Annotated in this window: 21 protein-coding genes; 15 read left to right on the top strand and 6 right to left on the bottom strand. The window is 53.4% G+C overall.

Going from position 1 to position 25,189, the window contains the following annotated elements; translation table 11 throughout:
* The first annotated feature begins 30 nt into the window (after positions 1–30).
* On the top strand, positions 31–771 hold the full coding sequence (gene cysQ, locus P2W74_RS20530) for a 3'(2'),5'-bisphosphate nucleotidase CysQ (protein WP_276293029.1): 741 nt from the start codon (positions 31–33) through the stop codon (positions 769–771).
* Here cysQ and P2W74_RS20525 read toward each other — a convergent pair.
* Positions 761–1,318 carry a YtfJ family protein gene (locus P2W74_RS20525; protein ID WP_276293028.1) on the bottom strand — a complete coding sequence of 186 codons (558 nt, stop codon included), beginning with the start codon at positions 1,316–1,318 and terminating at the stop codon, positions 761–763. The two genes, cysQ and P2W74_RS20525, sit on opposite strands and share 11 nt — an antisense overlap.
* Before the next feature lie 321 nt (positions 1,319–1,639).
* Here P2W74_RS20525 and P2W74_RS20520 point away from each other — a divergent pair, with 321 nt between their 5' ends.
* Complete coding sequence (locus P2W74_RS20520) at positions 1,640–1,846, top strand: DUF1107 domain-containing protein (RefSeq protein ID WP_192610851.1); 207 nt, start codon at positions 1,640–1,642, stop codon at positions 1,844–1,846.
* An 82-nt stretch (positions 1,847–1,928) separates the two neighbouring features.
* Here the strand turns inward: P2W74_RS20520 and paeA are convergent, their stop codons facing one another.
* Both paeA and msrA read right to left on the bottom strand, forming a co-directional pair.
* Positions 1,929–3,266: a polyamine export protein PaeA gene (gene paeA, locus P2W74_RS20515; protein ID WP_276293027.1), complete on the bottom strand. Its 1,338-nt coding sequence runs from the start codon at positions 3,264–3,266 to the stop codon at positions 1,929–1,931.
* Positions 3,267–3,620: 354 nt separating this feature from the next.
* Positions 3,621–4,259, bottom strand: coding sequence for a peptide-methionine (S)-S-oxide reductase MsrA (gene msrA / locus P2W74_RS20510; protein WP_276293026.1), 639 nt, complete (start codon positions 4,257–4,259; stop codon positions 3,621–3,623).
* Between the two features lie 215 nt (positions 4,260–4,474).
* Here msrA and tamA point away from each other — a divergent pair, with 215 nt between their 5' ends.
* The 3 genes from tamA to P2W74_RS20495 are packed head-to-tail and all read left to right on the top strand — an operon-like array spanning position 4,475 to position 10,331.
* Complete coding sequence (gene tamA, locus P2W74_RS20505) at positions 4,475–6,208, top strand: autotransporter assembly complex protein TamA (protein ID WP_276293025.1); 1,734 nt, start codon at positions 4,475–4,477, stop codon at positions 6,206–6,208.
* Positions 6,205–9,984, top strand: coding sequence for an autotransporter assembly complex protein TamB (gene tamB, locus P2W74_RS20500; RefSeq protein ID WP_276293024.1), 3,780 nt, complete (start codon positions 6,205–6,207; stop codon positions 9,982–9,984). The genes tamA and tamB overlap by 4 nt, the downstream gene beginning before the upstream one ends.
* A 2-nt stretch (positions 9,985–9,986) precedes the next feature.
* Positions 9,987–10,331: a gamma-glutamylcyclotransferase family protein gene (locus P2W74_RS20495; protein ID WP_276293023.1), complete on the top strand. Its 345-nt coding sequence runs from the start codon at positions 9,987–9,989 to the stop codon at positions 10,329–10,331.
* A 103-nt stretch (positions 10,332–10,434) separates the two neighbouring features.
* Here the strand turns inward: P2W74_RS20495 and ppa are convergent, their stop codons facing one another.
* Complete coding sequence (gene ppa / locus P2W74_RS20490) at positions 10,435–10,965, bottom strand: inorganic diphosphatase (RefSeq protein WP_203359148.1); 531 nt, start codon at positions 10,963–10,965, stop codon at positions 10,435–10,437.
* Positions 10,966–11,273: 308 nt separating this feature from the next.
* On the opposite strand from ppa, the gene ytfQ reads away from it, so the two are divergent.
* The 5 genes from ytfQ to P2W74_RS20465 all read left to right on the top strand — a co-directional run bounded on the left by ytfQ (position 11,274) and on the right by P2W74_RS20465 (position 16,486).
* The gene (gene ytfQ, locus P2W74_RS20485; protein WP_276293022.1) at positions 11,274–12,230 is read left to right on the top strand and encodes a galactofuranose ABC transporter substrate-binding protein YtfQ; all 957 of its coding nucleotides are present in this window, start codon (positions 11,274–11,276) and stop codon (positions 12,228–12,230) included.
* 111 nt (positions 12,231–12,341) lie between these two features.
* Positions 12,342–13,844: a galactofuranose ABC transporter, ATP-binding protein YtfR gene (ytfR, locus tag P2W74_RS20480; RefSeq protein ID WP_276293021.1), complete on the top strand. Its 1,503-nt coding sequence runs from the start codon at positions 12,342–12,344 to the stop codon at positions 13,842–13,844.
* A 13-nt stretch (positions 13,845–13,857) separates the two neighbouring features.
* A complete protein-coding gene (gene ytfT, locus P2W74_RS20475; protein WP_276293020.1) occupies positions 13,858–14,880 on the top strand; it encodes a galactofuranose ABC transporter, ATP-binding protein YtfT in 1,023 nt (340 codons plus the stop codon).
* The gene (gene yjfF, locus P2W74_RS20470; protein ID WP_276293019.1) at positions 14,867–15,868 is read left to right on the top strand and encodes a galactofuranose ABC transporter, permease protein YjfF; all 1,002 of its coding nucleotides are present in this window, start codon (positions 14,867–14,869) and stop codon (positions 15,866–15,868) included. The genes ytfT and yjfF overlap by 14 nt, the downstream gene beginning before the upstream one ends.
* 102 nt (positions 15,869–15,970) lie before the next feature.
* On the top strand, positions 15,971–16,486 hold the full coding sequence (locus tag P2W74_RS20465; RefSeq protein WP_276293018.1) for a DUF2569 domain-containing protein: 516 nt from the start codon (positions 15,971–15,973) through the stop codon (positions 16,484–16,486).
* Positions 16,487–16,524: 38 nt separating this feature from the next.
* Here P2W74_RS20465 and fbp read toward each other — a convergent pair whose 3' ends face one another.
* Positions 16,525–17,523: a class 1 fructose-bisphosphatase gene (gene fbp / locus P2W74_RS20460; protein WP_192610863.1), complete on the bottom strand. Its 999-nt coding sequence runs from the start codon at positions 17,521–17,523 to the stop codon at positions 16,525–16,527.
* Between the two features lie 175 nt (positions 17,524–17,698).
* On the opposite strand from fbp, the gene mpl reads away from it, so the two are divergent.
* From mpl to P2W74_RS20440, 4 genes are all read left to right on the top strand, one after another.
* Positions 17,699–19,066, top strand: a complete 1,368-nt coding sequence (gene mpl, locus P2W74_RS20455) for a UDP-N-acetylmuramate:L-alanyl-gamma-D-glutamyl-meso-diaminopimelate ligase (RefSeq protein WP_276293017.1) — start codon at positions 17,699–17,701, stop codon at positions 19,064–19,066.
* A 123-nt stretch (positions 19,067–19,189) separates the two neighbouring features.
* Entirely contained in the window at positions 19,190–20,920 is a 1,731-nt protein-coding gene (locus tag P2W74_RS20450; protein ID WP_276293016.1) for an amidohydrolase, read from the top strand.
* A 281-nt stretch (positions 20,921–21,201) separates the two neighbouring features.
* Positions 21,202–22,545, top strand: a complete 1,344-nt coding sequence (locus P2W74_RS20445) for an APC family permease (RefSeq protein WP_276293015.1) — start codon at positions 21,202–21,204, stop codon at positions 22,543–22,545.
* Positions 22,546–22,602: 57 nt separating this feature from the next.
* A complete protein-coding gene (locus P2W74_RS20440) occupies positions 22,603–23,127 on the top strand; it encodes a GNAT family N-acetyltransferase (RefSeq protein WP_276293014.1) in 525 nt (174 codons plus the stop codon).
* Between the two features lie 40 nt (positions 23,128–23,167).
* Here P2W74_RS20440 and yjgA read toward each other — a convergent pair whose 3' ends face one another.
* Positions 23,168–23,719, bottom strand: a complete 552-nt coding sequence (yjgA, locus tag P2W74_RS20435; RefSeq protein WP_276293013.1) for a ribosome biogenesis factor YjgA — start codon at positions 23,717–23,719, stop codon at positions 23,168–23,170.
* A gap of 95 nt (positions 23,720–23,814) precedes the next feature.
* Between yjgA and pmbA the strand changes: the two genes are divergently transcribed.
* Complete coding sequence (gene pmbA / locus P2W74_RS20430; RefSeq protein WP_276293012.1) at positions 23,815–25,167, top strand: metalloprotease PmbA; 1,353 nt, start codon at positions 23,815–23,817, stop codon at positions 25,165–25,167.
* The last annotated feature ends 22 nt before the right edge of the window (positions 25,168–25,189 follow it).

Here is a 25,189-nt window from a genome sequence, read left to right as displayed (position 1 = left end):
TTAACGCCACGGCCACAAACGAGGTGGAGAATGTTAGAACATGTATGCCAGCTTGCACGGAATGCGGGTGATGCCATTATGCAAATTTACGATGGAGTCAAACCGATGGAGATCACCAGCAAGCAGGATGATTCTCCGGTCACTGCGGCGGATATTGCCGCGCATGTCGTGATACTCGAAGGATTACAGGCACTGACGCCGGATATTCCGGTGCTCTCGGAGGAAGACCCGCAGAGTTGGGACGTGCGCCAGCACTGGCAGCGCTACTGGCTGGTAGACCCACTGGATGGCACAAAAGAGTTCATTAAACGTAACGGAGAATTCACCGTTAATATTGCGCTGATCGACAAAGGTAAGCCGGTATTGGGCGTGGTTTATGCACCCGTCATGAAGGTGATGTACAGCGCGGCAGAAGGGAAAGCCTGGAAAGAAGAGTGCGGTATACGCAAACAAATTCAGGTACGCGACGCCCGCCCGCCGCTGGTGGTGATTAGCCGCTCGCATGCAGACAGCGAAATGAAAGAATATTTGCAGCAGTTGGGCGAGCACCAGACAACCTCGATTGGATCTTCCCTCAAGTTCTGTCTGGTGGCAGAAGGGCAGGCTCAACTGTATCCGCGCTTTGGCCCCACGAACGTCTGGGATACCGCCGCGGGCCATGCTGTTGCCGCTGCTGCCGGGGCGCATGTTTACGACTGGCAGGGTAAACCACTGAATTACACCCCGCGCGAATCATTCCTCAACCCCGGCTTCCGGGTCTCTATTTACTGAGCAATGTGTGCAGCAGGGCGATCACCTGCTGCACCTCTTCCTGCGTTAATGCACCATCTTTTGCCCACTGAACACGGCCATCTTTGTCGAGTACGGCGATAGCTGAACTCTCTTCATCCAGTTGCCAGGTTTTACGCGCAATGCCGTCGCTGTCGACAATAAACTGCGACCAGGGATAGAGCTTCTTATTACTCTCAAGGCTACTGCGCACGAACATACCGGAGCCAGGAATGGCGTCATCCGTGTTGACGATAGTGGTGGTCTGGTATTTGTCGTGCGGCAGTTTTGCCGCTTTGATTGCCTCGATCAACGTCGCGTTTTTCTCTTTGGCAGAAGTGCGTCCGGCGATGTGTTGCAGAATGCGTACTTTCCCTGGCAACTGCGCGCTATTCCAGCTTTTATAGCTAAACTTATCACTATCAAGAATCAATTCACCGCGGTCGGCGATCCCCACTGGCGACACGCGCTGGTGCGTTTCGAAGTTATGTGCGGAGGCCATCATCGGCAGTAACAGGCATGAGAGCGCGAGAAGCTTACGTAAAGTCATGGTGTTTCCTTATTATTTGCAGGTGATCCGACCACTTGGGTCTGAGATTTAATCATATGTGCGAATAATGCTTTTTCCCGCAAGCGCGATGCCAGTTTGCGGACGGGCGCACAAATCCTGCGAAAAATGAAGGCTTATACTGAATCCAGCGCATCAGTGAAGAGATAATTCTGAATAAGTGTAATGAAAAGGTAAATAAACTTATACACGCTGGAAACATCGTCGAGATAGTCTATAGTCATATGGCATTAAAATTTGCGCCTTAGAACAGTTGGGCTGATTGTGGCACCGCAAAGGCGTAATGCTCAGCAGGAGACAACAATGAAAATTTTCCAACGGTACAACCCGCTGCAGGTGGCGAAGTACGTGAAGATCCTGTTTCGTGGACGGTTATATATCAAGGACGTAGGCGCTTTTGAGTTTGATAAGGGTAAGATTCTTGTCCCAAAAGTGAAGGACAAACAGCATTTTTCTGTGATGTCCGAAGTTAACCGTCAGGTTTTGCGTCTGCAAACTGAGATGGCTTAACTGAAGTGCTATGCGATAGTTAAAGCAGTATAAAAAAACGGCTCCTGAAACAGGAGCCGTTGATGTTTCTAAGGCGCGTAACTTATGCCGCGTTCTCTTCTTTGGCATCGGGCAGCTTCGGCACCAGCGTCGTGGGTTTCGTGCCGAGTCGCGTGACCAGCAACTGATCGATACGGTAGTTATCGATATCCACTACTTCAAACTTGTAGCCGGAAAACTTCACCGAGTCGGTACGTTTCGGGATTTTTCGCAGCATAAACATCATAAAGCCGCCGATGGTTTCGTAGTTACCCGACTGTGGAAACTCGTCGATATCCAGCACGCGCATGACGTCGTCGATAGGCGTACCGCCATCAATCAGCCATGAATTCTCATCACGGGCGACGATCTGCTCTTCCAGACCCTGGCCCACCAGGTCGCCCATTAATGTCGTCATCACATCATTGAGGGTGATAATACCCACCACCAACGCGTATTCATTCATGATAACGGCAAAATCTTCGCCCGCGGCTTTGAAGCTTTCCAGCGCTTCCGAGAGGGTTAGTGTGTCCGGAACGATGAGCGTATTGCGGATCTGGACGCCGCTGTTTAACGCCATGCTCTGGTTCGCCAGCACGCGGTTGAGCAGGTCTTTTGAGTCAACGTAGCCAATGATGTGGTCGATGTCTTCGTTACAGACCAGGAATTTCGAGTGCGGATGCTTTGCGACTTTGTTTTTCAGGCTCTGTTCGTCTTCATGCAGATCAAACCAGATCACGTTTTCACGCGAGGTCATGGAAGATGGCACGGTACGAGATTCCAGTTCGAACACGTTTTCAATCAGTTCGTGTTCCTGTTTACGCAGCACGCCTGCTAACGCACCGGCTTCGACGACGGCATAGATATCATCAGAGGTAATGTCGTCTTTACGCACCATCGGCAGTTTGAAGATGCGAAAGATGATGTTCGCCAGACCGTTGAAGAACCACACCAATGGGCGAAACACAAACAGGCAGAAGCGCATCGGGTTGATGATACGCAAAGCAACAGCTTCTGGCGCAATCATACCGATGCGTTTCGGGGTTAAATCCGCGAACAAAATAAACAGACCGGTGACCAGCGAGAAAGAGAGAATAAAGCTCAGTTGCTCGGACAGTTCCGCTGAGAAGTAGGTAGAGAACAGGGAATAAAATGCCGGAGAAAATGCGGCGTCGCCCACGATACCGCCGAGAATGGCGACCGCGTTCAGGCCAATTTGCACCACGGTAAAGAACATCCCCGGGTTTTCCTGCATTTTCAAAACGCGCTGCGCGTTGATATTGCCATCATCCGCTAACAACTTAAGTTTAATTTTACGTGAGGCGGCAAGCGAGATCTCGGATATCGAGAAGAACGCACTCACAGCGATCAAGCAGAGTATGATTAAAATACTGTTTAACATATCTTATCCAGCGTTACGCCAGATCCTCGGAAGGGAGAAGTTGATACTCGTCGTCTTTCAATTTACAGGTACGTTGGCTGCACTCATTCACCCCAGTCACATAGTTTTCTATGCTCCTGGGGATTCACGAGCTTGCCGCCTTCCTGCAACTCGAAATCCATAGAGTATAAATCCATATGAAATACACATTGAAAACCGGCCCGAAGGAAGTGAGCCGGTAATTTCAGTCGCTAGTATAGCGTAAGGTACTGTAATGCCGCCAGAGGGTCAGATTTCGACAGTCCCGGAGGTCTGATACGCGTCGCGCCATCAGGCGTGGCAGGGGGCTGTCAAAACGCCGGCCTGCGAATAAAATCATGCGTCAGGCGGCAGACATACCCCAATTCCGCCAATGCTGCAGTAGCCGTAGGGATTCTTGTGCAGATACTGCTGGTGGTCATCCTCGGCGTAGTAGAACGGGCTGGCGCGGCTAATCTCGGTGGTGATGTGGCGATCGTCATTCGCTGTGGCCATGGCCGCCTGAAAGCGTTCAAGACTGGCGTGGGCGGCGGCGTCCTGTTCCGGCGTGAGCGGATAGATAGCGGAACGGTACTGTGTCCCCTGATCGTTGCCCTGACGCATACCCTGCGCCGGGTCGTGATTCTCCCAGAAGACCTGTAGCAACTGCTCATAGCGGATAACCTGGGGATCGTAGACCACACGAACGGCTTCAGCATGACCGGTCTGCCCGGAGCAGACTTCCCGGTAGGTGGGGTTTGGCGTATAGCCGCCGGTATACCCCGCCGCCGTGCTGTAAACCCCCGGCAATTGCCAGAATAAGCGTTCAACGCCCCAAAAGCAGCCCATGGCAAAGAGGGCAATTTCCATCCCTTCGGGCACATTTGTCATGGAGTGTTCGTTTACCGCATGCAGAGTGGCTACCGGCATCGGGGTATTGCGTCCGGGCAGTGCATCTGCTTGAGTAACCAGATGCTTTTTATCAAATATGCTCATGGTGCGGTCCTCCCAAAAACTGTCATTTGGTTTAAGGTTGTAACAAGACGCTTCTTTGCACACAATAACTATTGTGAATGTGTCTAAAGTAAACATAAGAAATATTTGGGTTGTCGTCTGTTTTTCAACCTTGATTGTTGAATTTTTGTTAAGCCATTGGATGGTGTAGTGTTCTTTTTCCAGGGCCAGGAAAAAAAGGATATTCAGGAGAAAATGTGCCACATATCCGTCAGTTATGCTGGGTCGGTTTGCTATGCTTGAGTGGCTCTGCCGCCGCCGCGAATGTCCGTCTACAGGTTGAAGGTTTGTCGGGAGCGCTGGAAAAAAACGTCCGTGCTCAACTGTCGACGATTCAGGGTGATGAAGTCACGCCAGACCGGCGTTTTCGCGCGCGCGTTGATGATGCTATCCGTGAAGGGTTAAAAGCGCTGGGCTATTACGAGCCGACCATTGAATTTGATTTACGTCCGCCTCCGGCAAAAGGGCGTCAGGTATTGATTGCCAAAGTCACGCCGGGTCAGCCGGTGTTGATTGGCGGCACTGAAGTCATTTTACGCGGCGGCGCACGGACCGATAAAGATTATCTGGCCTTGCTGAAAACGCGGCCAGCGCTGGGAACCGTGCTGGATCACAGTGACTATGACAACTTCAAAAAGTCGTTAACCAGCGTCGCGCTGCGTAAAGGGTATTTCGACAGCGAATTTAAAAAGAGCCAGTTGGGTATTGCGCTGGATCGCCATCAGGCGTTCTGGGACATCGACTATGATAGCGGTGAACGTTACCGCTTCGGGCATGTCACGTTTGAAGGTTCGCAGATTCGTGATGAATACCTGCAACATCTGGTGCCGTTCAAAGAGGGCGATGAGTACCAGTCGAAAGATCTGGCGGAGCTGAACCGCCGCCTCTCAGCCACCGGATGGTTTAACTCCGTGGTTGTCGCTCCTGAGTTCGATAAGGCTCGCAAAACAAAAGTCCTGCCGCTGAAAGGCGTTGTGTCACCGCGTGTAGAAAACACCATTGAAACCGGTGTGGGCTATTCGACCGACGTTGGACCGCGCGTGAAAGCCACGTGGAAAAAACCGTGGATGAACTCTTACGGCCACAGCCTGACGACCAGCACCAGTATTTCAGCGCCGGAACAGGTGCTTGATTTCAGTTATAAAATGCCGTTGCTGAAGAACCCGCTGGAGCAATATTATCTGGTCCAGGGCGGCTTTAAGCGCACGGATCTCAACGATACCGAATCAGACTCCACCACGCTCGCCGTCTCCCGCTATTGGGATCTTTCCAGCGGCTGGCAGCGCGCCATCAATCTGCGCTGGAGTCTTGACCACTTTACCCAAGGGGAAGTCACTGACACCACCATGCTGCTTTATCCTGGGGTGATGATCAGCCGGACACGCTCACGCGGCGGTCTGATGCCGACGTGGGGGGATTCGCAGCGCTATTCTATTGATTATTCGAATACCGCCTGGGGTTCCGATGTGGATTTCTCGGTGTTCCAGTTGCAAAACGTCTGGATACGCACCCTGTACGATCGCCATCGCTTTGTGATGCGCGGCAATCTGGGGTGGATCGAAACCGGTGATTTTGACAAAGTGCCGCCGGATCTGCGTTTCTTCGCCGGGGGCGATCGCAGTATTCGCGGCTATAAATACAAATCTATCTCGCCAGAATACAGCAACGGCGACCTGAAAGGGGCTTCGAAGCTGGCGACCGGCTCGCTGGAATACCAGTACAACGTCACCGGAAAATGGTGGGGTGCGGTGTTCGTTGATAGCGGCGAAGCGGTCAGCGATATTCGCAAGAGCGACTTCAAAACGGGCGCTGGGGTGGGCGTACGCTGGCAATCCCCCGTCGGGCCAATCAAGCTCGATATCGCGGCTCCCGTCGGCGACAAAGAAGAAAGTGGTATGCAGTTTTACATCGGTCTGGGGCCAGAATTATGAGTCTATGGAAGAAAATAAGCCTCGGCGTACTGATTTTTATTCTGCTGCTGTTGGGGACGGTGGCGTTTCTGGTGGGCACCACGACGGGGCTGCATCTGATCTTCAATGCGGCGAATCGCTGGGTGCCGGGACTGGAGATCGGTCAGGTCACGGGAGGCTGGCGTGATCTGTCGTTGAAGAACATTCGCTATGATCAGCCCGGCGTGGCGGTCAATGCGGGCGAGGTGCATCTGGCCATCAAACTCGACTGTCTGTGGAACAGCAGCCTGTGCGTTAACGATCTGTCGCTGAAAGACATTCGCGTTGCCATCGACAGTAAAAAAATGCCGCCTTCTGAAGCGGCGGTAGAAGAAGAGGACAGCGGCCCGCTGAACCTTTCCACGCCTTACCCGATCACGCTTTCACGTGTGGCGCTCAATAACATCAATCTCAAAATTGATGACACGACGATCTCGGTACTGGATTTTACCTCCGGCCTGAACTGGCAGGAGAAAACCCTGACCCTGAAGCCGACATCGCTTCAGGGGCTGCTCATCGCCTTGCCAAAGGTGGTGGAAGTCGCGAAGGAAGAGGTGGTTGAGCCGAAGATCCAAAACCCGCAGCCCAATGAAAAACCGCTGGGCGAGACGCTGAAAGATCTGTTCTCCAGACCGGTGCTGCCGGAAATGACCGATGTGCATTTGCCGCTCAATCTTAACATTGAAGAATTTCGCGGCGAGCAGTTGCGTATTACCGGTGATACCGATCTGACGGTACACACTCTGCTGCTGAAAGTGAGCAGTATCGATGGCAACATGAAGCTGGATGCGCTGGATATAGACTCCAGCCAGGGGAGCGTCAATGCCACTGGCAGCGCGCAACTCAGCGACACCTGGCCGGTAGACTTCACCCTTAACAGCACGCTGAATATCGACCCGCTCAAAGGCGAAAAGGTGAAGCTGAAAGTGGGCGGCGCGCTGCGCGAGCAACTGGAGCTTGGCGTTAATCTTTCTGGTCCGGTCGATATGGTTCTGCGTGGCCAGACGCGTCTGGGGGAAGCGGGATTACCGCTGAATCTGGAGATCGTTAGCCAGCAACTCTCCTGGCCGTTTACCGGCGACAAACAGTTTCAGGCCGACGATCTTAAACTCAAGCTCACCGGCAAGATGACCGACTATACGTTGTCGATGCGTACGGCGGTGAAGGGGCAGGATCTTCCTCCGGCCACCATTACCCTGGACGCAAAAGGCAACGAGCAGCAGATCAATCTCGATAAACTTACCGTTGCGGCGCTGGACGGTAAAACCGAACTGAAGGCGCTGCTCGACTGGCAGAAGGCGATCAGCTGGCGCGGTGAACTGACATTTGATGGCATCAATACGGCAAAAGAGATCCCCGACTGGCCTTCGAAGATCAATGGGTTGATTAAAACCCGGGGGAGCCTGTACGGCGGAACCTGGCAGATGGAAGTGCCAGAGCTCAAACTGACCGGCAACGTGAAGCAGAACAAACTTAACGTGAACGGTTCACTGAAGGGGAACAGCTACCTGCAGTGGATTATTCCGGGGCTGCATCTGGAACTGGGGCCAAACAGTGCGGATGTGAAAGGCGAGCTGGGGGTAAAAGATCTCAATCTTGACGCCGCCATCGACGCGCCAGGGCTCGACAATGCGCTGCCGGGATTGGGCGGGACTGCGAAGGGGTTGGTAAAAGTACGCGGTACGGTTGACGCGCCGCAACTGCTGGCGGATATCACGGCACGCGGTCTGCGCTGGCAGGAACTTTCGGTGGCGCAGGTCCGTGTGGAAGGCGACGTCAAATCCAGCGACCAGATTGCCGGAAACCTCAATGTTCGCGTTGAGCGAATCGTGCAGCCTGACGTCAATATCAATCTTGTGACGCTGAATGCCAAAGGCAGTGAAAAGCAACATGAACTGCAACTGCGGATTCAGGGTGAGCCGGTCTCAGGGCAGCTTGATTTGGCGGGAAGTTTCGACCGTAAGGAAGAACGCTGGAAAGGCACCCTCAGTAATACGCGCTTTCAGACGCCGGTTGGCCCGTGGTCTCTGAACCGCGCCATCGCGCTGGACTATCGTAATCAGGAACAGAAGATCAGTATTGGGCCGCACTGCTGGACGAACCCGGATGCCGAACTGTGCGTACCGCAAACCATTGATGCGGGTGCAGAAGGGCGGGCGGTGGTCAATCTTAACCGTTTTGACCTCGCGATGCTGAAACCGTTTATGCCGGAGACCACGCAGGCCAGCGGCGTATTTAGCGGCAAGGCCGACGTGGCCTGGGACACCACCAAAGAAGGGTTACCGCAGGGGCAGATTACGCTCAGTGGCCGTAATGTGAAGGTGACGCAGACCGTCAACGACGCGCCGCTACCGGTCGCGTTTGAAACGCTGAACCTGACTGCCGATCTCCACAACAACCGCGCGGAACTGGGCTGGTTGATTCGCCTGACCAATAACGGTCAGTTAGACGGGCAACTGCAGGTGACTGATCCGCAGGGCCGACGCAATCTTGGCGGCAACGTCAATATTCGCAATTTCAACCTGGCGATGGTGAACCCCATTTTCTCGCGGGGTGAGAAAGCGGCGGGAATGTTGAATGCCAACCTACGGTTAGGTGGTGATGTACAAAGCCCGCAGATGTTTGGTCGATTGCAGCTCAGTGGTCTGGATGTCGACGGCAACTTTATGCCGTTTGATATGCAGCCGAGCCAGCTTTCGATGAACTTCAACGGCACGCGTTCCACGCTCGCCGGGGTGGTGAGTACCCACCAGGGGCAAATTAACCTGAGCGGCGATGCGGACTGGAGTCAGATCGACAACTGGCGTGCGCGTGTCGCGGCGAAAGGCAGCCGGGTGCGGATCACCGTACCGCCGATGGTGCGCCTCGATGTCTCGCCGGATGTGGTATTTGAGGCGACGCCGAGTTTGTTCACCCTCGATGGTCGGGTGGATGTGCCGTGGGCGCGTATTGTCGTGCATGATCTGCCGGAAAGTGCGGTCGGCGTCTCCAGCGATGAGGTGATGCTCAACAATAACCTGCAGCCAGAGAAGCCGCAGAGCACCGCAATTCCGATCAACAGCAACCTGACTATCCATGTCGGTAATAACGTTCGTATGAGTGCGTTTGGGCTGAAAGCGCGTCTGACTGGCGATCTGAAAGTCGCGCAGGACAAGCAAGGTCTGGGGCTGAACGGGCAGATCAACATTCCGGAAGGTCGCTTCCATGCCTATGGTCAGGATTTAATTGTGCGTAAAGGCGAGCTGTTGTTCTCGGGTCCTCCGGATCAGCCGTTGCTTAACATCGAAGCCATTCGTAATCCGGAAGCCACTGAAAACGATGTGATCGCCGGTGTGCGTGTTACCGGAACGGCCGATGAACCGAAGGCGGAGATCTTCTCTGATCCGGCGATGTCCCAACAGCAAGCGCTCTCTTATCTGTTGCGCGGCCAGGGGCTGGACAGCGATCAAAGTGACAGTGCGGCGATGACATCGATGCTTATTGGTCTGGGGGTTGCACAAAGTGGTCAGGTTGTGGGTAAAATCGGGGAGACGTTTGGCGTAAGCAATCTGGCACTGGACACGCAAGGGGTAGGCGACTCATCCCAGGTGGTGGTCAGCGGGTATGTACTGCCAGGTCTACAGGTGAAATATGGTGTGGGTATATTTGACTCTTTAGCGACACTCACGCTACGTTATCGTCTGATGCCCAAGCTATATCTGGAAGCGGTGTCTGGCGTAGATCAGGCACTGGATTTGCTCTATCAGTTCGAGTTTTAGCAATGCGAATATTTGTCTACGGCAGTTTACGACGCAAACAGGGCAACAGCCACTGGATGACCAACGCCCAGTTGCTGGGCAACTACAGTATCGATAATTACCAGTTGTATAGCCTGGGCCACTATCCAGGCGCAGTTCCGGGAAGCGGGACGGTACACGGTGAAGTTTATCGTATTGATAATGCTACGCTGGCCGAGCTTGATGCCTTGCGCACCAGGGGCGGTGAATACGCACGTCAGTTGATCCAGACGCCGTACGGGAGTGCATGGATGTATGTGTACCAACGTTCGGTTGACGGTTTAACGTTGATTGAAAGCGGCAACTGGTTAGATAAAGACCAGTACTAAGATGAACACGCCACCTTCGGGTGGCGTTGTTTTTTACGCGAACTGCTTCTGCATGCATAAAAAAAACACCGCCGAAGCAGTGTTTTTTAATTCGCGGTAAGAATTACTTCTTCGCAGCGCGCTCGAAGGACGCAACGATTTCAGCTTTCGCTGCTTCTGCGTTGTCCCAGCCGTCAACTTTAACCCACTTGCCTTTTTCGAGGTCTTTGTAGTGCTCGAAGAAGTGAGTGATTTGGGCTTTCAGCAGTTCCGGCAGATCGTTCACATCTTTGATGTGATCGTATTCTTTGCTCAGTTTGGTGTGCGGTACCGCAACCAGTTTCGCATCTTCACCGGCTTCGTCGGTCATTTTCAGTACGCCAACCGGACGGCAACGAATGACAGAACCCGGCTGCAGCGGGTACGGCGTCGGGACCAGAACGTCTACCGGATCACCGTCCAGGGACAGGGTGTGGTTGATGTAACCGTAGTTGCACGGATAGAACATCGCGGTAGACATGAAACGGTCAACGAACAGTGCGCCGCTCTCTTTGTCAATTTCGTATTTGATCGGATCGGCATTTGCCGGGATCTCGATAACAACGTAGATATCTTCAGGCAGGTCTTTACCCGCTGGGACGTTGAGTAAGCTCATGTCTGTTTCCTTTAAAATGTATGGCAAACAAGTGGCAAGTATTATAGCCAACTCGTGGCGAAAGTCTTCGCTTGTTTTCGTATTCCTCCATGGTCCTTCGCTGTTTTCAGCGCGTTTACATGACAGAAAAATCCATAACAACAGCTGCATTTTTCATAAGCAAATGGAAGCGATTACAAACTTGTGATTAACGTTTTATTTACTTTTTTGAAGTGTGATGTAACGCAATTCGTTACATGTTCCATTGTCTATAGTTTTTCCGCGACTGTTTGTTAATCAACGATAACTCACCCGACGAGGACGCACTTATGTGGAAGCGCTTACTTTTAGTTACCGCAGTTTCGGCAGCTATGTCGTCTATGGCGATGGCAGCCCCTTTAACCGTAGGATTTTCGCAGGTCGGCTCTGAGTCGGGCTGGCGCGCCGCTGAAACAAACGTGGCGAAGAGTGAAGCTCAGAAACGCGGCGTTACGTTAAAAATCGCCGACGGTCAGCAAAAACAGGAAAACCAAATTAAAGCGGTGCGTTCATTTGTGGCCCAGGGCGTGGATGCTATTTTCATCGCGCCGGTGGTGGCAACGGGTTGGGAACCGGTGTTGAAAGAAGTCAAAGATGCCGGGATCCCCGTGTTTTTGCTCGATCGTTCCATTGATGTCAAAGACAAATCTCTCTATATGACCACCGTTACCGCCAACAACGTACTGGAAGGGCAACTGATTGGCGACTGGCTGATTAAAGAGGTGAACGGTAAGCCGTGTAATGTGGTGGAACTGCAGGGGACGGTCGGCGCCAGCGTGGCGATAGACCGTAAGAAAGGGTTTGCGGAAGCCATCGCCAAAGCGCCAAACATCAAAATCATTCGCTCGCAGTCTGGCGACTTTACCCGCAGTAAAGGTAAAGAGGTGATGGAAAGCTTTATCAAGGCGGAAAACAACGGCAAAAACATCTGCATGGTGTACGCCCACAACGATGACATGGTGATCGGCGCGATTCAGGCGATTAAAGAAGCGGGTCTGAAGCCAGGTAAAGACATTCTTACCGGGTCTATCGACGGGGTTCCGGATATCTTTAAAGCGATGATGGACGGAGAAGCGAACGCCAGCGTTGAGCTGACGCCGAACATGGCGGGGCCCGCTTTTGACGCGCTGGAGAAATATAAAAAAGACGGCACCATGCCTGAGAAGCTGACCCTGACCAAATCGGTCCTCTACCTGCCAGATACAGCCAAAGAAGAGTTAGAGAAGAAGAAAAAGATGGGCTACTAAGGCCTCTCAGCCAGGAAAAATGCCGGGTGGCGCTGCGCTTATCCGGCCTACAAAAGAGCGTGCTGTAGGCCGGGTAAGCGTAGCATCATTCGGCGTGATGCAGGAGGAACCATGACCATCGACCAACATCAGGAAATCCTCCGAACCGAAGGATTAAGCAAATTTTTTCCCGGCGTCAAAGCGCTGGATAATGTCGATTTTAGTCTGCGTCGTGGCGAAATTATGGCGCTGCTGGGGGAAAACGGCGCGGGAAAATCGACGCTGATCAAGGCATTGACCGGTGTGTACCATGCAGAACGCGGCACTATCTGGCTGGAAGGTCAGACGATCTCGCCTAAAAATACGGCCCATGCTCAACAGTTGGGTATCGGTACGGTCTATCAGGAAGTGAATCTGCTGCCGAATATGTCGGTGGCGGATAACCTGTTCATCGGGCGTGAGCCTCGTCGTTTTGGCCTGCTGCGGCGCAAAGAGATGGAAAGGCGCGCCACCGAGCTGATGGCCTCTTACGGATTTTCCCTTGATGTTCGCGAGCCGCTCAACCGATTTTCAGTGGCGATGCAGCAAATCGTGGCGATTTGTCGGGCCATCGATCTTTCCGCGAAGGTGCTGATCCTCGACGAACCGACCGCCAGTCTGGATACCCAGGAAGTCGACATGCTGTTTGGGCTGATGCGCCATCTGCGCGATCGCGGCGTCAGCCTGATTTTCGTGACGCATTTTCTCGATCAGGTGTATCAGGTCAGCGATCGGATCACCGTACTGCGCAATGGCAGCTTTGTCGGCTGTCGTGAAACGCGCGAACTCCCGCAGATCGAACTGGTGAAAATGATGCTGGGGCGTGAGTTAGATACCCATGCCTTGCAGCGTGCAGGAAGAACCCTGTTGAGTGACAAACCGGTGGCGGCATTCAAAAACTATGGCAAAAAAGGGACCATCTCACCCTTTGATCTGGAAGTTCGCCCAGGGGAGATCGTCGGACTGGCGGGGCTTTTAGGATCAGGGCGTACGGAAACCGCAGAGGTGATCTTCGGGATTAAACCCGCAGACAGCGGCAGCGCGATGTTCAAAGGCAAACTGCAAACACTACGCTCGCCGCACCAGGCATCGTGTCTGGGGATCGGCTTTTGCCCGGAAGACAGGAAAACGGATGGCATTATTGCCGCCGCCAGCGTACGGGAAAATATTATTCTGGCGTTACAGGCGCAGCGTGGCTGGTTACGGCCGATTCCCCGCAAAGAGCAAAATGACATTGCTGAACGCTTTATTCGCCAACTGGGTATTCGCACCCCGAGCGCCGATCAGCCGATTGAATTTCTTTCCGGCGGCAATCAGCAAAAAGTGCTGTTGTCACGCTGGTTACTGACCAAACCGCAGTTCCTGATCCTCGATGAACCCACGCGCGGTATCGACGTTGGCGCCCATGCGGAGATCATCCGCTTGATCGAAACGCTGTGCGCAGACGGTCTGGCGTTGTTGGTGATTTCGTCCGAACTGGAAGAGCTGGTGGGGTATGCGGATCGCGTGATTATCATGCGCGATCGCAAACACGTGGCGGAGATCCCGCTGGCGGAACTGTCCGTACCGGCGATCATGAACGCCATTGCGGCCTAAGGAGATTATGGTGATGCCTCAATCTCTCCCTCAGTCTACCCCGCCGAAAAAACGCTTTCGCTGGTCGACGGGGATGCCGCAACTGGTGGCGTTAGCGTTGGTGCTGCTGGTGGATAGCGTTGTGGCGCCGCACTTCTGGCAGGTGATATTGCAGGATGGTCGGCTCTTCGGTAGCCCGATTGATATTCTTAACCGCGCCGCGCCTGTGGCGCTGCTGGCGATCGGTATGACGCTGGTGATTGCCACCGGGGGCATCGATCTTTCTGTCGGGGCGGTGATGGCGATAGCCGGGGCGACTACTGCCGCCATGACGGTCGCCGGGCACAGTTTACCTGTCGTTCTGCTTGCCGCGCTGGGAACGGGGGTTCTGGCGGGATTATGGAACGGCATTCTGGTGGCGATCCTTAAAATCCAGCCGTTTGTCGCGACGCTGATCCTGATGGTCGCCGGGCGCGGGGTGGCGCAACTGATTACCTCCGGACAGATTGTGACCTTCAACGCGCCGAATCTCTCGTGGTTTGGCAGCGGATCGCTGTTGCTGTTGCCGACGCCGGTCATTATCGCCATGTGTACGCTGGTGTTGTTCTGGTTGTTGACCCGCAAAACGGCGCTGGGGATGTTTATTGAAGCCGTGGGGATCAACATTCGGGCGGCTAAAAATGCCGGGGTAAACACGCGGGTAATCGTCATGCTCACCTATGTTCTGAGCGGCGTGTGCGCCGCCATCGCCGGGATCATTGTCACCGCCGACATTCGCGGAGCAGACGCCAATAATGCCGGATTATGGCTGGAGCTGGACGCCATTCTGGCGGTGGTGATTGGCGGCGGGTCACTGATGGGAGGGCGGTTTAATCTGCTGCTTTCGGTGATCGGCGCGTTGATTATCCAGGGGATGAATACCGGAATTTTACTGTCTGGCTTTCCGCCGGAGATGAATCAGGTCGTTAAAGCCGTTGTCGTATTGTGCGTGCTGATTGTGCAGTCTCAGCGCTTTATCAGCGTGATAAAAGGAGTGCGTGGTCATGATAAAACGTAATTTGCCGTTAATGATCACCCTCGGGGTCTTTGTACTGGGTTACCTCTGGTGCCTGACGCAGTTTCCCGGTTTCGCCTCTACGCGGGTTATCTGCAACATCCTGACCGATAATGCGTTCTTAGGGATTATCGCCGTTGGGATGACCTTTGTGATCCTCTCCGGCGGGATCGATCTCTCCGTCGGGTCGGTGATCGCCTTTACCGGTGTGTTCCTGGCGAAAGCGATCGGTGACTGGGGGATCTCGCCGCTGTTGGCGTTTCCGCTGGTGTTGGCGATGGGATGTGCGTTTGGGGCCTTCATGGGACTGCTGATTGATGCGCTGAAGATCCCGGCGTTTATCATTACCCTCGCGGGGATGTTTTTTCTGCGCGGCGTCAGCTATCTGGTTTCCGAAGAGTCGATTCCGATTAACCATCCCGTGTATGACACGCTCTCTAGCCTGGCGTGGAAAATCCCTGGCGGCGGTCGTTTGAGCGCAATGGGGCTGCTGATGCTGGCAGTGGTGGTGGTAGGGATCTTTCTGGCTCATCGTACGCGGTTTGGCAATCAGGTTTACGCTATTGGCGGGAGTGCGACGTCGGCGAACCTGATGGGCATTTCAACGCGCAGCACGACCATTCGCATTTATATGCTCTCGACCGGGCTGGCGACGCTCGCCGGTATTGTGTTCTCTCTCTATACCCAGGCCGGTTACGCGCTGGCGGGTGTTGGTGTCGAGTTGGATGCCATCGCCTCGGTGGTGATAGGCGGCACGCTGTTGAGCGGCGGCGTGGGGACGGTGTTAGGCACACTCTTTGGTGTGGCAATCCAGGGGCTGATTCAGACCTACATTAACTTTGACGGTACGCTCAGTTCCTGGTGGACGAAAATCGCCATCGGCATTTTGTTGTTTATCTTTATTGCATTGCAGCGAGCGCTGACGGTGTTGTGGGAGAATCGGCAGAATGCGGTGGTAACGCGAATTAATACCGCATCAATCATAGAGTAGGTGAATTATTAAACAACTTGAAGCTGTTCAAAAAGGGGGGATAATTTATTTTTCGCATTAGGCTATGTGAAGAATGAATTATCAATAAAGGGATGTTCAGATATGGATGTGAATGAAGATGAGGGATTAAGGACGACATGCAAAACCTGTGGTGTGGCGGTCTTACCGCCGGACGACTACTGCAAACGTTGCGCCGATAAAAAGCTGACGGGGATTGGCGGTTGGCTCTACATAACGGCACTATTTTTGATATTGTGTATACTTTCCATGGCATTAACGACTATCTCTTCTGTATTGAATGGGTTGCTATTTGATCAGAAGCCCTACAGGACAATAGTTTTTATGGAAGCCGTTGCTGGGATGGTTCTGTTATTAATAACGATCTACACCACTTTTTTGTTTTTCAGAAAGAAGCGACGATTTCCCAACTGGTTTATTTTTCTTCTTTGGGGAATAGCGATATTTAGTATTACTGATATATGGGTGGCTGTGCGGTATCTCGATTTCACATACGATGCTTCAGCGGCATGGAAGTTGGTAAAAAATGCATTATATCTGGCAATCTGGAGCCCCTATTTCCGCGTGTCTAAGCGCGTCAAACTGACCTTTGTGAATTAACGCATGAAAAAACGCCGGATTTCTCCGGCGTTATGCTTTTACGCGTCCGGGTACTCGCGGATAAAGCGTTCGACGTCTTCCACCATATGGTTGTTACCCACGAAGAACGAACGGCGCTGGTGCAGGCTTTCCGGAGTGATATCCAGAATGCGCTCTTTGCCGTCACTGGCTTTGCCGCCGGCTTGTTCAGCCAGGAACGCCATTGGGTTGCATTCGTACAGCAGGCGCAGCTTCCCGTCCGGGTGGCTGGCGGTGCTTGGGTAGAGGTAGATCCCGCCTTTGAGCAGGTTACGATGGAAATCCGCCACCAGGGAACCAATGTAGCGCGAGGTGTACGGGCGCTGTGTTGGCTTGTCTTCTTCTTGGCAGAACTTGATGTATTTCTTCACGCCCATCGGGAAACGAATGTAGTTGCCTTCGTTAATGGAATAGGTGCTTCCTTTTGCCGGAAAACGCATACGCTCCTGGCTGAGGCAGAAAACGCCGAGAGAGGGATCGTAGGTGAAGGCATGTACGCCGCAGCCGGTGGTATAGACCAGCATGGTTGAGGAGCCGTAAACGACGTAACCCGCAGCCACCTGCTTGTTGCCGGGTTGCAGGAAATCTTCTTCGGTCACCGGTGTGCCAACAGGCGTAACACGGCGGTAAATGGAGAAAATTGTGCCGACAGAGACGTTCACATCGATGTTGGAAGAACCATCCAGCGGGTCCATCAGGACAACATACTTCGCGTGTTCACATCCTTCAAAGACGACAATCTCATCTTCTTCTTCAGAGGCGATACCGGCAACAATATCACGCGCCTTCAGTGCAGCTTTCAGTTTTTCGTTCGCGAACAGGTCGAGTTTTTGTTGAACTTCGCCCTGTACGTTCTCAGCACCGCTGGCACCCAGGATATCGACCAGTCCGGCCTTGTTGATATCGCGGTGGATGATCTTGGCGCCCAGTTTTATCGCCGACAGCAAAGCAGTGAGTTCACCCGTAGCATGAGAAAACTCGTGCTGCTTTTCGACAATAAATTCACCTAACGTTTTCATAACACTTTCCCTGCAATCTATGTGGAGTAAAGCGACCTTCGCAATCTTAACAAATATTACATGGGCTGCGCTCAGGTGAATCGCGCCAGCAAACTACAGAATCGCCTGAAATACATTTCTCAGTCGCATAACATGTGCGTAAAATGGCTCCCAGATTAAAAAAGGACAGTGACGTATGCGCATTCATATTTTGGGAGTTTGTGGCACTTTCATGGGCGGTCTGGCGATGCTGGCGCGCTCGCTCGGTCATGAAGTAACGGGTTCGGACGCCAATGTGTATCCGCCGATGAGTACTTTACTTGAGAATCAGGGCATCTCCCTGATTCAGGGTTACGATGTCAGCCAGCTCGACCCACAGCCGGATCTGGTCATTATCGGCAATGCGATGACCCGTGGTAATCCATGCGTTGAGGCGGTGCTGGAAAAAAACATTCCCTTCATGTCTGGCCCACAGTGGCTGCACGACTTTGTTCTGCGCGATCGTTGGGTACTGGCGGTCGCGGGGACGCACGGCAAAACCACCACGGCGGGGATGGCGACCTGGATTCTGGAAGTCTGCGGTTACAAACCGGGTTTCGTAATTGGCGGCGTGCCGGGCAACTTTGACGTCTCCGCTCGCCTTGGCGAGAGCGAATTCTTCGTTATCGAGGCTGATGAGTACGACTGCGCGTTCTTCGACAAGCGCTCCAAGTTCGTTCACTACTGCCCGCGTACGCTGATCCTTAATAACCTTGAGTTTGATCACGCGGATATTTTTGACGATCTGAAAGCGATCCAGAAACAGTTCCATCATCTGGTCCGTATCGTCCCGGGACAAGGGAAGATCATCTGGCCTGAAAACGACATCAACCTGAAGCAGACGATGGCGATGGGATGCTGGAGTGAACAGGAACTGGTTGGCGAGCAGGGCCACTGGCAGGCGAAAAAACTTAACACTGAGGCGTCTGAGTGGGAAGTGTGGCTGGACGGTGAGAAAGTGGGTGAAGTGAAGTGGGCGCTGGTCGGCGAACACAACATGCATAATGGGCTGATGGCGATTGCCGCCGCACGTCACGTGGGCGTGATGCCTGCTGATGCCGCTAACGCGCTAGGATCGTTTGTCAATGCGCGTCGCCGTCTGGAACTGCGCGGGCAGGCCAATGGCGTGACGGTATATGATGATTTTGCGCATCATCCAACGGCCATTCTTGCGACCCTTACCGCCCTGCGCGGTAAAGTGGGCGGCACTGCGCGGATCATCGCGGTACTGGAACCTCGCTCGAACACCATGAAGATGGGGGTCTGCAAAGACGATCTGGCGCCGTCGTTAGGACGTGCGGATGAAGTGTTCCTGCTGCAACCGCAACACATTCCGTGGCAGGTCGCAGAAGTCGCGGAAGCGTGTGTACAGCCTGCGCACTGGCATGCCGATGTGGATACATTAGCGGATATGGTGGTGAAAACCGCCCAGCCAGGCGACCATATTCTGGTGATGAGTAACGGTGGATTCGGTGGGATCCATCAAAAACTGTTAGACAAACTCGCGGCGAAAGCGCAGCAGTGATCGACTGAATGTAATGTCATGATGGCCAGCGTAACCCTGCTGGCCTTTTTTATTCCTTCGCCCTGGCTGCGAAGGCTTTTTTTACGCTTTTTACGACGAATAACGGATCCCGGAACACCCTTCATGATGCCTGACTCCCTGAATCCCGATGTGATTTACCATAACGGTAAAATTTATACGGCAGATAAGTCCGATCAATTTTGTGAAGCTATCGCCATCAAACAAGGCTATATCACCGCTGTCGGCAGCAGTCATGAACTGCTGGCGCTGGCGGGGACGCAAACGGAAGTGATTGACCTTGAAAAAAGGGTCGTTCTGCCGGGACTTATCGACAGTCATATGCATCCATTCTGGGGAGGCAAGCAGCTTCGCGGCTGTAACCTGAACTATGCGGCGCTGACCGTGGAAGAGACGCTGGCGCTTCTCCAGCAGCACCTTGATGAGGATCCGCTGAAGGAAGAAGACGACTGGCTATCGGTGCGTGCGTGGCAGCGTCAGGCGATGATCCCGGCGGGTGCCGACATGTGTCGTCAATCGCTGGATACGCTGAACACGCGCCGCCCGGTGGTGCTTTTTTCCAATGACTGCCATACGCTGGCAGCCAACAGCCGTGCGCTGGAGATGCTGGGCATCACCGAAGAAACCCCGGTTCCGGCGGATGGCAAAATCGGCCGGGATGAAGAGGGGCGTTTAAACGGAATTCTGGAGGATGCGCCAGCCATGCGCGCTTTCGACAGCATTCCAACCGGTACGCCGGAACAGTGCGTTCTGATTGCCCGTCACGTTCAGCGGGTGCTGAATCAGCAGGGCGTGACCACGGTCATGGATACCCGGGTGTACGAAGAGCAGCTGAAGGCGTTCGCCGTTCTGCGCGATAGCGGCGAGTTAACCCTTCGGATGTGCGGCGCGCGTGAAATTACGCCGGACAGCGTTGCCGGTCCACAGGATGCCGCCCGCGCGCTAGATGAACTGGTCGCCTTTAACCAACGCTGGAATGATCCTGTGTGGCAGCCTGCGCCTGGCTTTGGCGTCAGTCATGTGAAGTTCTTTGTCGATGGTGTGTTGCAACCGCCTACCATGACCGCATCGCTGCTTCAGCCCTACCGTAAAAACAGAGGGACGCACGCACAACCTGACTGGCAGCCGACAGAAGACTACGGCGATCTCTACTTCACCCCCGAGGTATTTAATGCGCTGGTTAAGGAGTGCGGACGCACCGGCGTTCACCCGCACATGCATACGGTGGCGGAAGGGGCGATAGAGATGGCGCTTGATGCGTTGCAGGAGATGCGTCAGGCCTGGCCGCAGAAAGACGTCCGTCCGGGTCTTGCGCACAATGAACTTGCGGCGGCGCATCAGTATGCCCGTTTTGCTGAACTGGATGTCACGGCGGTACTCTCCTATCAGTGGGCGGGATTACCGGCGGTGTTGATTGATGAAGAGCGCGCCATGCTGGGTGAAGCGCGTTTCCCGCATCTTGAACCACAGGGGCGATTCCTTGATGCTGGCGCACGTCTGGCGTATGGCAGCGACTGGCCAATCGACCGCCTTGATGAGTGGTATAACCTGCAAATTGCCATGACGCGCCGGGCGTGGGATGCCGAAGGCAACCCTGCGGGGCCACGTCTTGATAATGACCGCAATTTAACACTGACAGAGGTGTTGCGCTCCGCCACGATCGATGCGGCCTACATGATTGCCCGTGACGGTGAGGTCGGCTCTCTCGAACCGGGCAAGCTGGCCGATCTGATTGTCCTGAAAGACGATATCTTCAGCAATCCTCCCGAAACCTTATTCAAAACGCGCGTGTTGCGTACGGTTGTCGGCGGCAAAGTGGTTTGGCAGGACGCCTGATAGTGTGAAATAAACAGCCTGTTTCTGTTACACAAACAGGCTTATCTATTTATAAAATTGTATTTAAACAGAATAAATACCGTCGAATCCATATTGTTTTCGGCTTTCTGGCGATTTTCATATGAAATAAATTAATAAAATTAATGTAAACAATTTTATATGAATAGAACGCTTATTATGCTTTTCAAAATTCAACCCATATGTAAAAATTCGCGGTCTTTTTTTTATTATAAATAAACCTTTCAACGGTGCCTTTTACAGCGCCAGGAGATGATACGGGAATGCCACAAAAACATCAGCTACGAAGAGTGCTTAAAACACCGGCCCTGGTCGCATTTGGTCTGGCGTATATGGTTCCGCTGGGAGTATTTACCACCTACGGACAGGTGACTGTCCTCAGTGAAGGGCATTTGCCCGTTGCCTATCTCGTGACCATTGCGACGATTCTGTTTACTGCGTTGAGTTACTGTCGTATGACCAGCGCGCTGCCGCTGGCAGGTTCTGCTTATTCCTATGTTCAGCGCAGTTTTGGCGGCAGAATGGGATTCTTAGTGGGATGGGCGCAGATCCTGGATTATTTATTCCTGCCAATTCTGAATTATCTTGTTTTAGGCATCTTCCTGCACGAAGCATTCCCGGCGATCCCGGCTCCTGTCTTTGTTCTGGCATCTATTATATCGGTCAGTCTGCTGAATATTCTTGGCGTACGACTGATGACATCCGTTAATTTCACATTAATCGCGGCACAGTTAATTTTTATCGTGCTGTTTATCGCGCTTTCTTTTAGCCAGGCCGATTTGAGTCCGGATGCGCTGCTGCGCCCTCTGTTAGTGGATAGCGGGCATCTGGGCGGATTACTGGCCGGTGCGGCGGTGCTTTGTTTGGCATTTTTGGGGTTTGACGCTATTGCGACAATGGCGGAAGAAGCCGATGATGCGAAACGGACGTTACCTCGCGCCATTATCATTACCGTCCTCCTGGCCGGCGTTATCTTTATCGCCGTGTCGTACGCTGCGCATTTGATCTACCCGGACTGGCAATCGCTGATTCCGGTTCAGGATACCGCAAGCCTGGTGGTGTCGGAAAAAGTGGGTGGCAAATGGATGTACAACTTCTTTATGGCGGCTTACCTGACCGGCGTTTATGCCTCTGCAATGACGGCGCAGACCGGCGTATCGCGTATCTTCTATGCCATGGGACGTGAAGGCGTATTGCCGAGAAAAATCTTTTTCCATCTGCATTCGCGTTTCCATACGCCGTATCGGGCGATTATTTTCGTGGCGCTGGTTTCCCTGACGGCGCTGGAGTTGAGCCTGGATCTTGTCGTCTCGATGATCAGTTTCGGGGCGCTCGTCGCGTTTACATTTGTGAATCTCAGCGTCATCAAGCACTTCCTGATCAATGAACAACGCCGTGGCGTACCTGCGCTGTTTCACTATGGTCTGCTGCCGTTACTGGGCGTAGGGATGTCGGTGTGGCTGTGGACGAACCTGGCGCCGGATGCGTTAAAAGTGGGCCTTGTGTGGCTGGCGGTTGGGTTTGCCTGGCTGCTGTATATGACGCGGGGTTTGCGCCAGTCGCCGCCGTCAGTCGATTATGATGAAATCGCTCATCTGATTGAGTAATTCTCTCTCCCGCGCACGTCAGTGCGCGGGTTGTCATTCACTTTTTTATCACCTGATATGCTGACCTGTAAAAAAATAACATCAACAGAATCGACGCTCTTTCAGCGTCTGGACGCGCTGTACTCTACGGCTTTCCCCTGGCACGAACAGCGGGAGATGCACGCGAAGCAACAGGCGATTGCCAGTCCGCATTACGCCCTGGAAGGGTGGTTTGAAGAGGATTTGTTTGTTGGCCTGAGCGGATGCTGGACCTTTGACGACTACGTTTACGTTGAACATCTGGCGATTGACGGAGCATTGCGCTCGCAGGGGTATGGCAAAATCATACTTGGGCACATTCTTGCGCGTTCGCCAATGACGATTCTGGAGATTGATCCGCTGACGACGGACATCGCCGAAAAACGGCTGCGGTTTTACGAATCGATGGGTTTTTTTGCGAATCCATGGCCGCACACGCATCCGGCTTATCATCCGGGAGTGGCCGGGCATGCGTTAATTGTGCTGAGTTATCCGAAGCCGATAGATGCATTGCACTATGAACGCTTCAATGCGGATTTATGCCACCGCGTCATGGCGCTATAAGCAATAATGCCCCAGTTTTGCTGAGGCATCCGGGACGGAATTACGCTTCGTTTTCCGCCAGTTCACGCAGATACTGGAAGATCAAACGGGCCGACTTCGGCGGCTTGTTGCCTTCTTTCTCTTTTTGGGCATTGCGAACCAGAGAGCGAAGTTGCTGACGATCGGCGTTTGGCCACAGGTTCAGTATTTCCGCTACCGCATCGTCGCCTTCAACGATCAGACGATCGCGCAGTTGCTCAAGCTTGTGAAACAGCACGACCTGTTGGTTGTGGCGATTCTTCAGCTTATCCAGTGCCTGGCGGATCGGATCCACATCGCGCTGACGCAACATTTTACCAATCAACTGCAACTGACGGCGGCGGCCTTCCATTTTAATACGCTGGGCCAGTTCAATGGCTGCACGCAGGTCCGCATCGAGCGGGATTTTATCCAGCGCGTTTTTCCCTAATTCCACCAGTTCCACACCCAGGCGTTTTAACTCCTCGGCGTCACGTTTAATTTCACTTTTACTGACCCAGATAATTTCATCGTCTTCGTCTTCGATGTCATCACCGGGAACGTCGTCGAGCCAGTCTTCGGGCTGCTTAGTCATGTCAGGCTCCTTAAAAAAAGAGGCTAATGTTACCAGTTAAGATGCGCACTGAAAAACGGTTCTCTGTTAGACTTCAGAGAAACTCTCTCTACATTATGGCATTTGCGATGAAAGTAATCTCACAAGTTGAAGCGCAGCGTAAGATTCTGGAAGAAGCGGTATCGACAGCGCTGGAGTTAGCGTCAGGCAAATCGGATGGTGCGGAAGTCGCCGTCAGTAAGACTACCGGTATCAGCGTGAGCACCCGTTATGGTGAAGTGGAGAACGTAGAATTCAATAGTGATGGCGCTCTGGGCATTACCGTGTATCACCAGAACCGTAAAGGCAGCGCGTCATCCACCGATTTAAGCCCGCAGGCAATTGCGCGTACCGTGCAGGCGGCGCTGGATATTGCCCGCTATACGTCGCCGGATCCGTGTGCAGGCGTGGCAGACAAAGAACTGCTGGCCTTTGACGCGCCGGATCTCGATCTGTTCCACCCCGCTGACGTCTCCCCGGATGAAGCCATTGAACTGGCGGCGCGTGCGGAACAAGCTTCCCTGCAGGCGGATAAACGCATCACCAATACCGAAGGCGGCAGCTTTAACAGCCACTACGGCATTAAAGTGTTCGGCAACAGCCACGGTATGTTGCAGGGGTACTGCTCCACCCGTCATTCGCTTTCAAGCTGTGTTATCGCGGAAGAGAACGGCGACATGGAGCGCGATTATGCCTACACCATTGGCCGCGCGATGAGCGATCTGCAAACGCCGGAATGGGTCGGTGCAGACTGTGCGCGCCGCACTCTGTCTCGCCTGTCGCCGCGTAAACTGTCCACCATGAAAGCGCCGGTTATCTTCGCCAATGAAGTGGCGACGGGGCTGTTTGGCCATCTGGTTGGCGCCATTGCGGGTGGGTCGGTGTATCGCAAGTCCACCTTCCTGCTCGACTCGCTGGGCAAACAGATCCTGCCAGAGTGGTTGACCATTGAAGAGCATCCGCATCTGCTGAAAGGGCTGGCCTCTTCACCGTTCGACGGTGAAGGCGTACGTACGGAACGTCGCGATATCGTTAAAGATGGCGTACTGACCCAGTGGCTGCTGACCAACTATTCGGCGCGTAAATTAGGGCTGAAAAGCACCGGCCACGCGGGCGGCATTCACAACTGGCGTATTGCCGGACAGGGCCTGAGTTTTGAGCAGATGCTGAAACAGATGGGAACGGGTCTGGTGGTCACTGAGCTGATGGGACAAGGCGTGAGCGGCATTACCGGCGACTATTCCCGCGGTGCGGCGGGCTTCTGGGTCGAAAACGGTGAAATCCAGTATCCGGTGAGCGAGATAACCATTGCCGGTAATTTAAAAGAGATGTGGCGCAATATTGTGACCGTGGGTGATGATATTGAAATGCGTAGCAATATACAGTGTGGTTCAGTGCTGTTACCGGAAATGAAAATCGCCGGGCAGTAGTCTCAAATGGCGCGACCTGCCG

It is taken from the genome of Citrobacter enshiensis, assembly GCF_029338175.1.
Taxonomy (GTDB): Bacteria; Pseudomonadota; Gammaproteobacteria; order Enterobacterales; family Enterobacteriaceae; genus Citrobacter_D; species Citrobacter_D enshiensis.
This window is presented reverse-complemented; position numbering and strand designations above follow the sequence as displayed.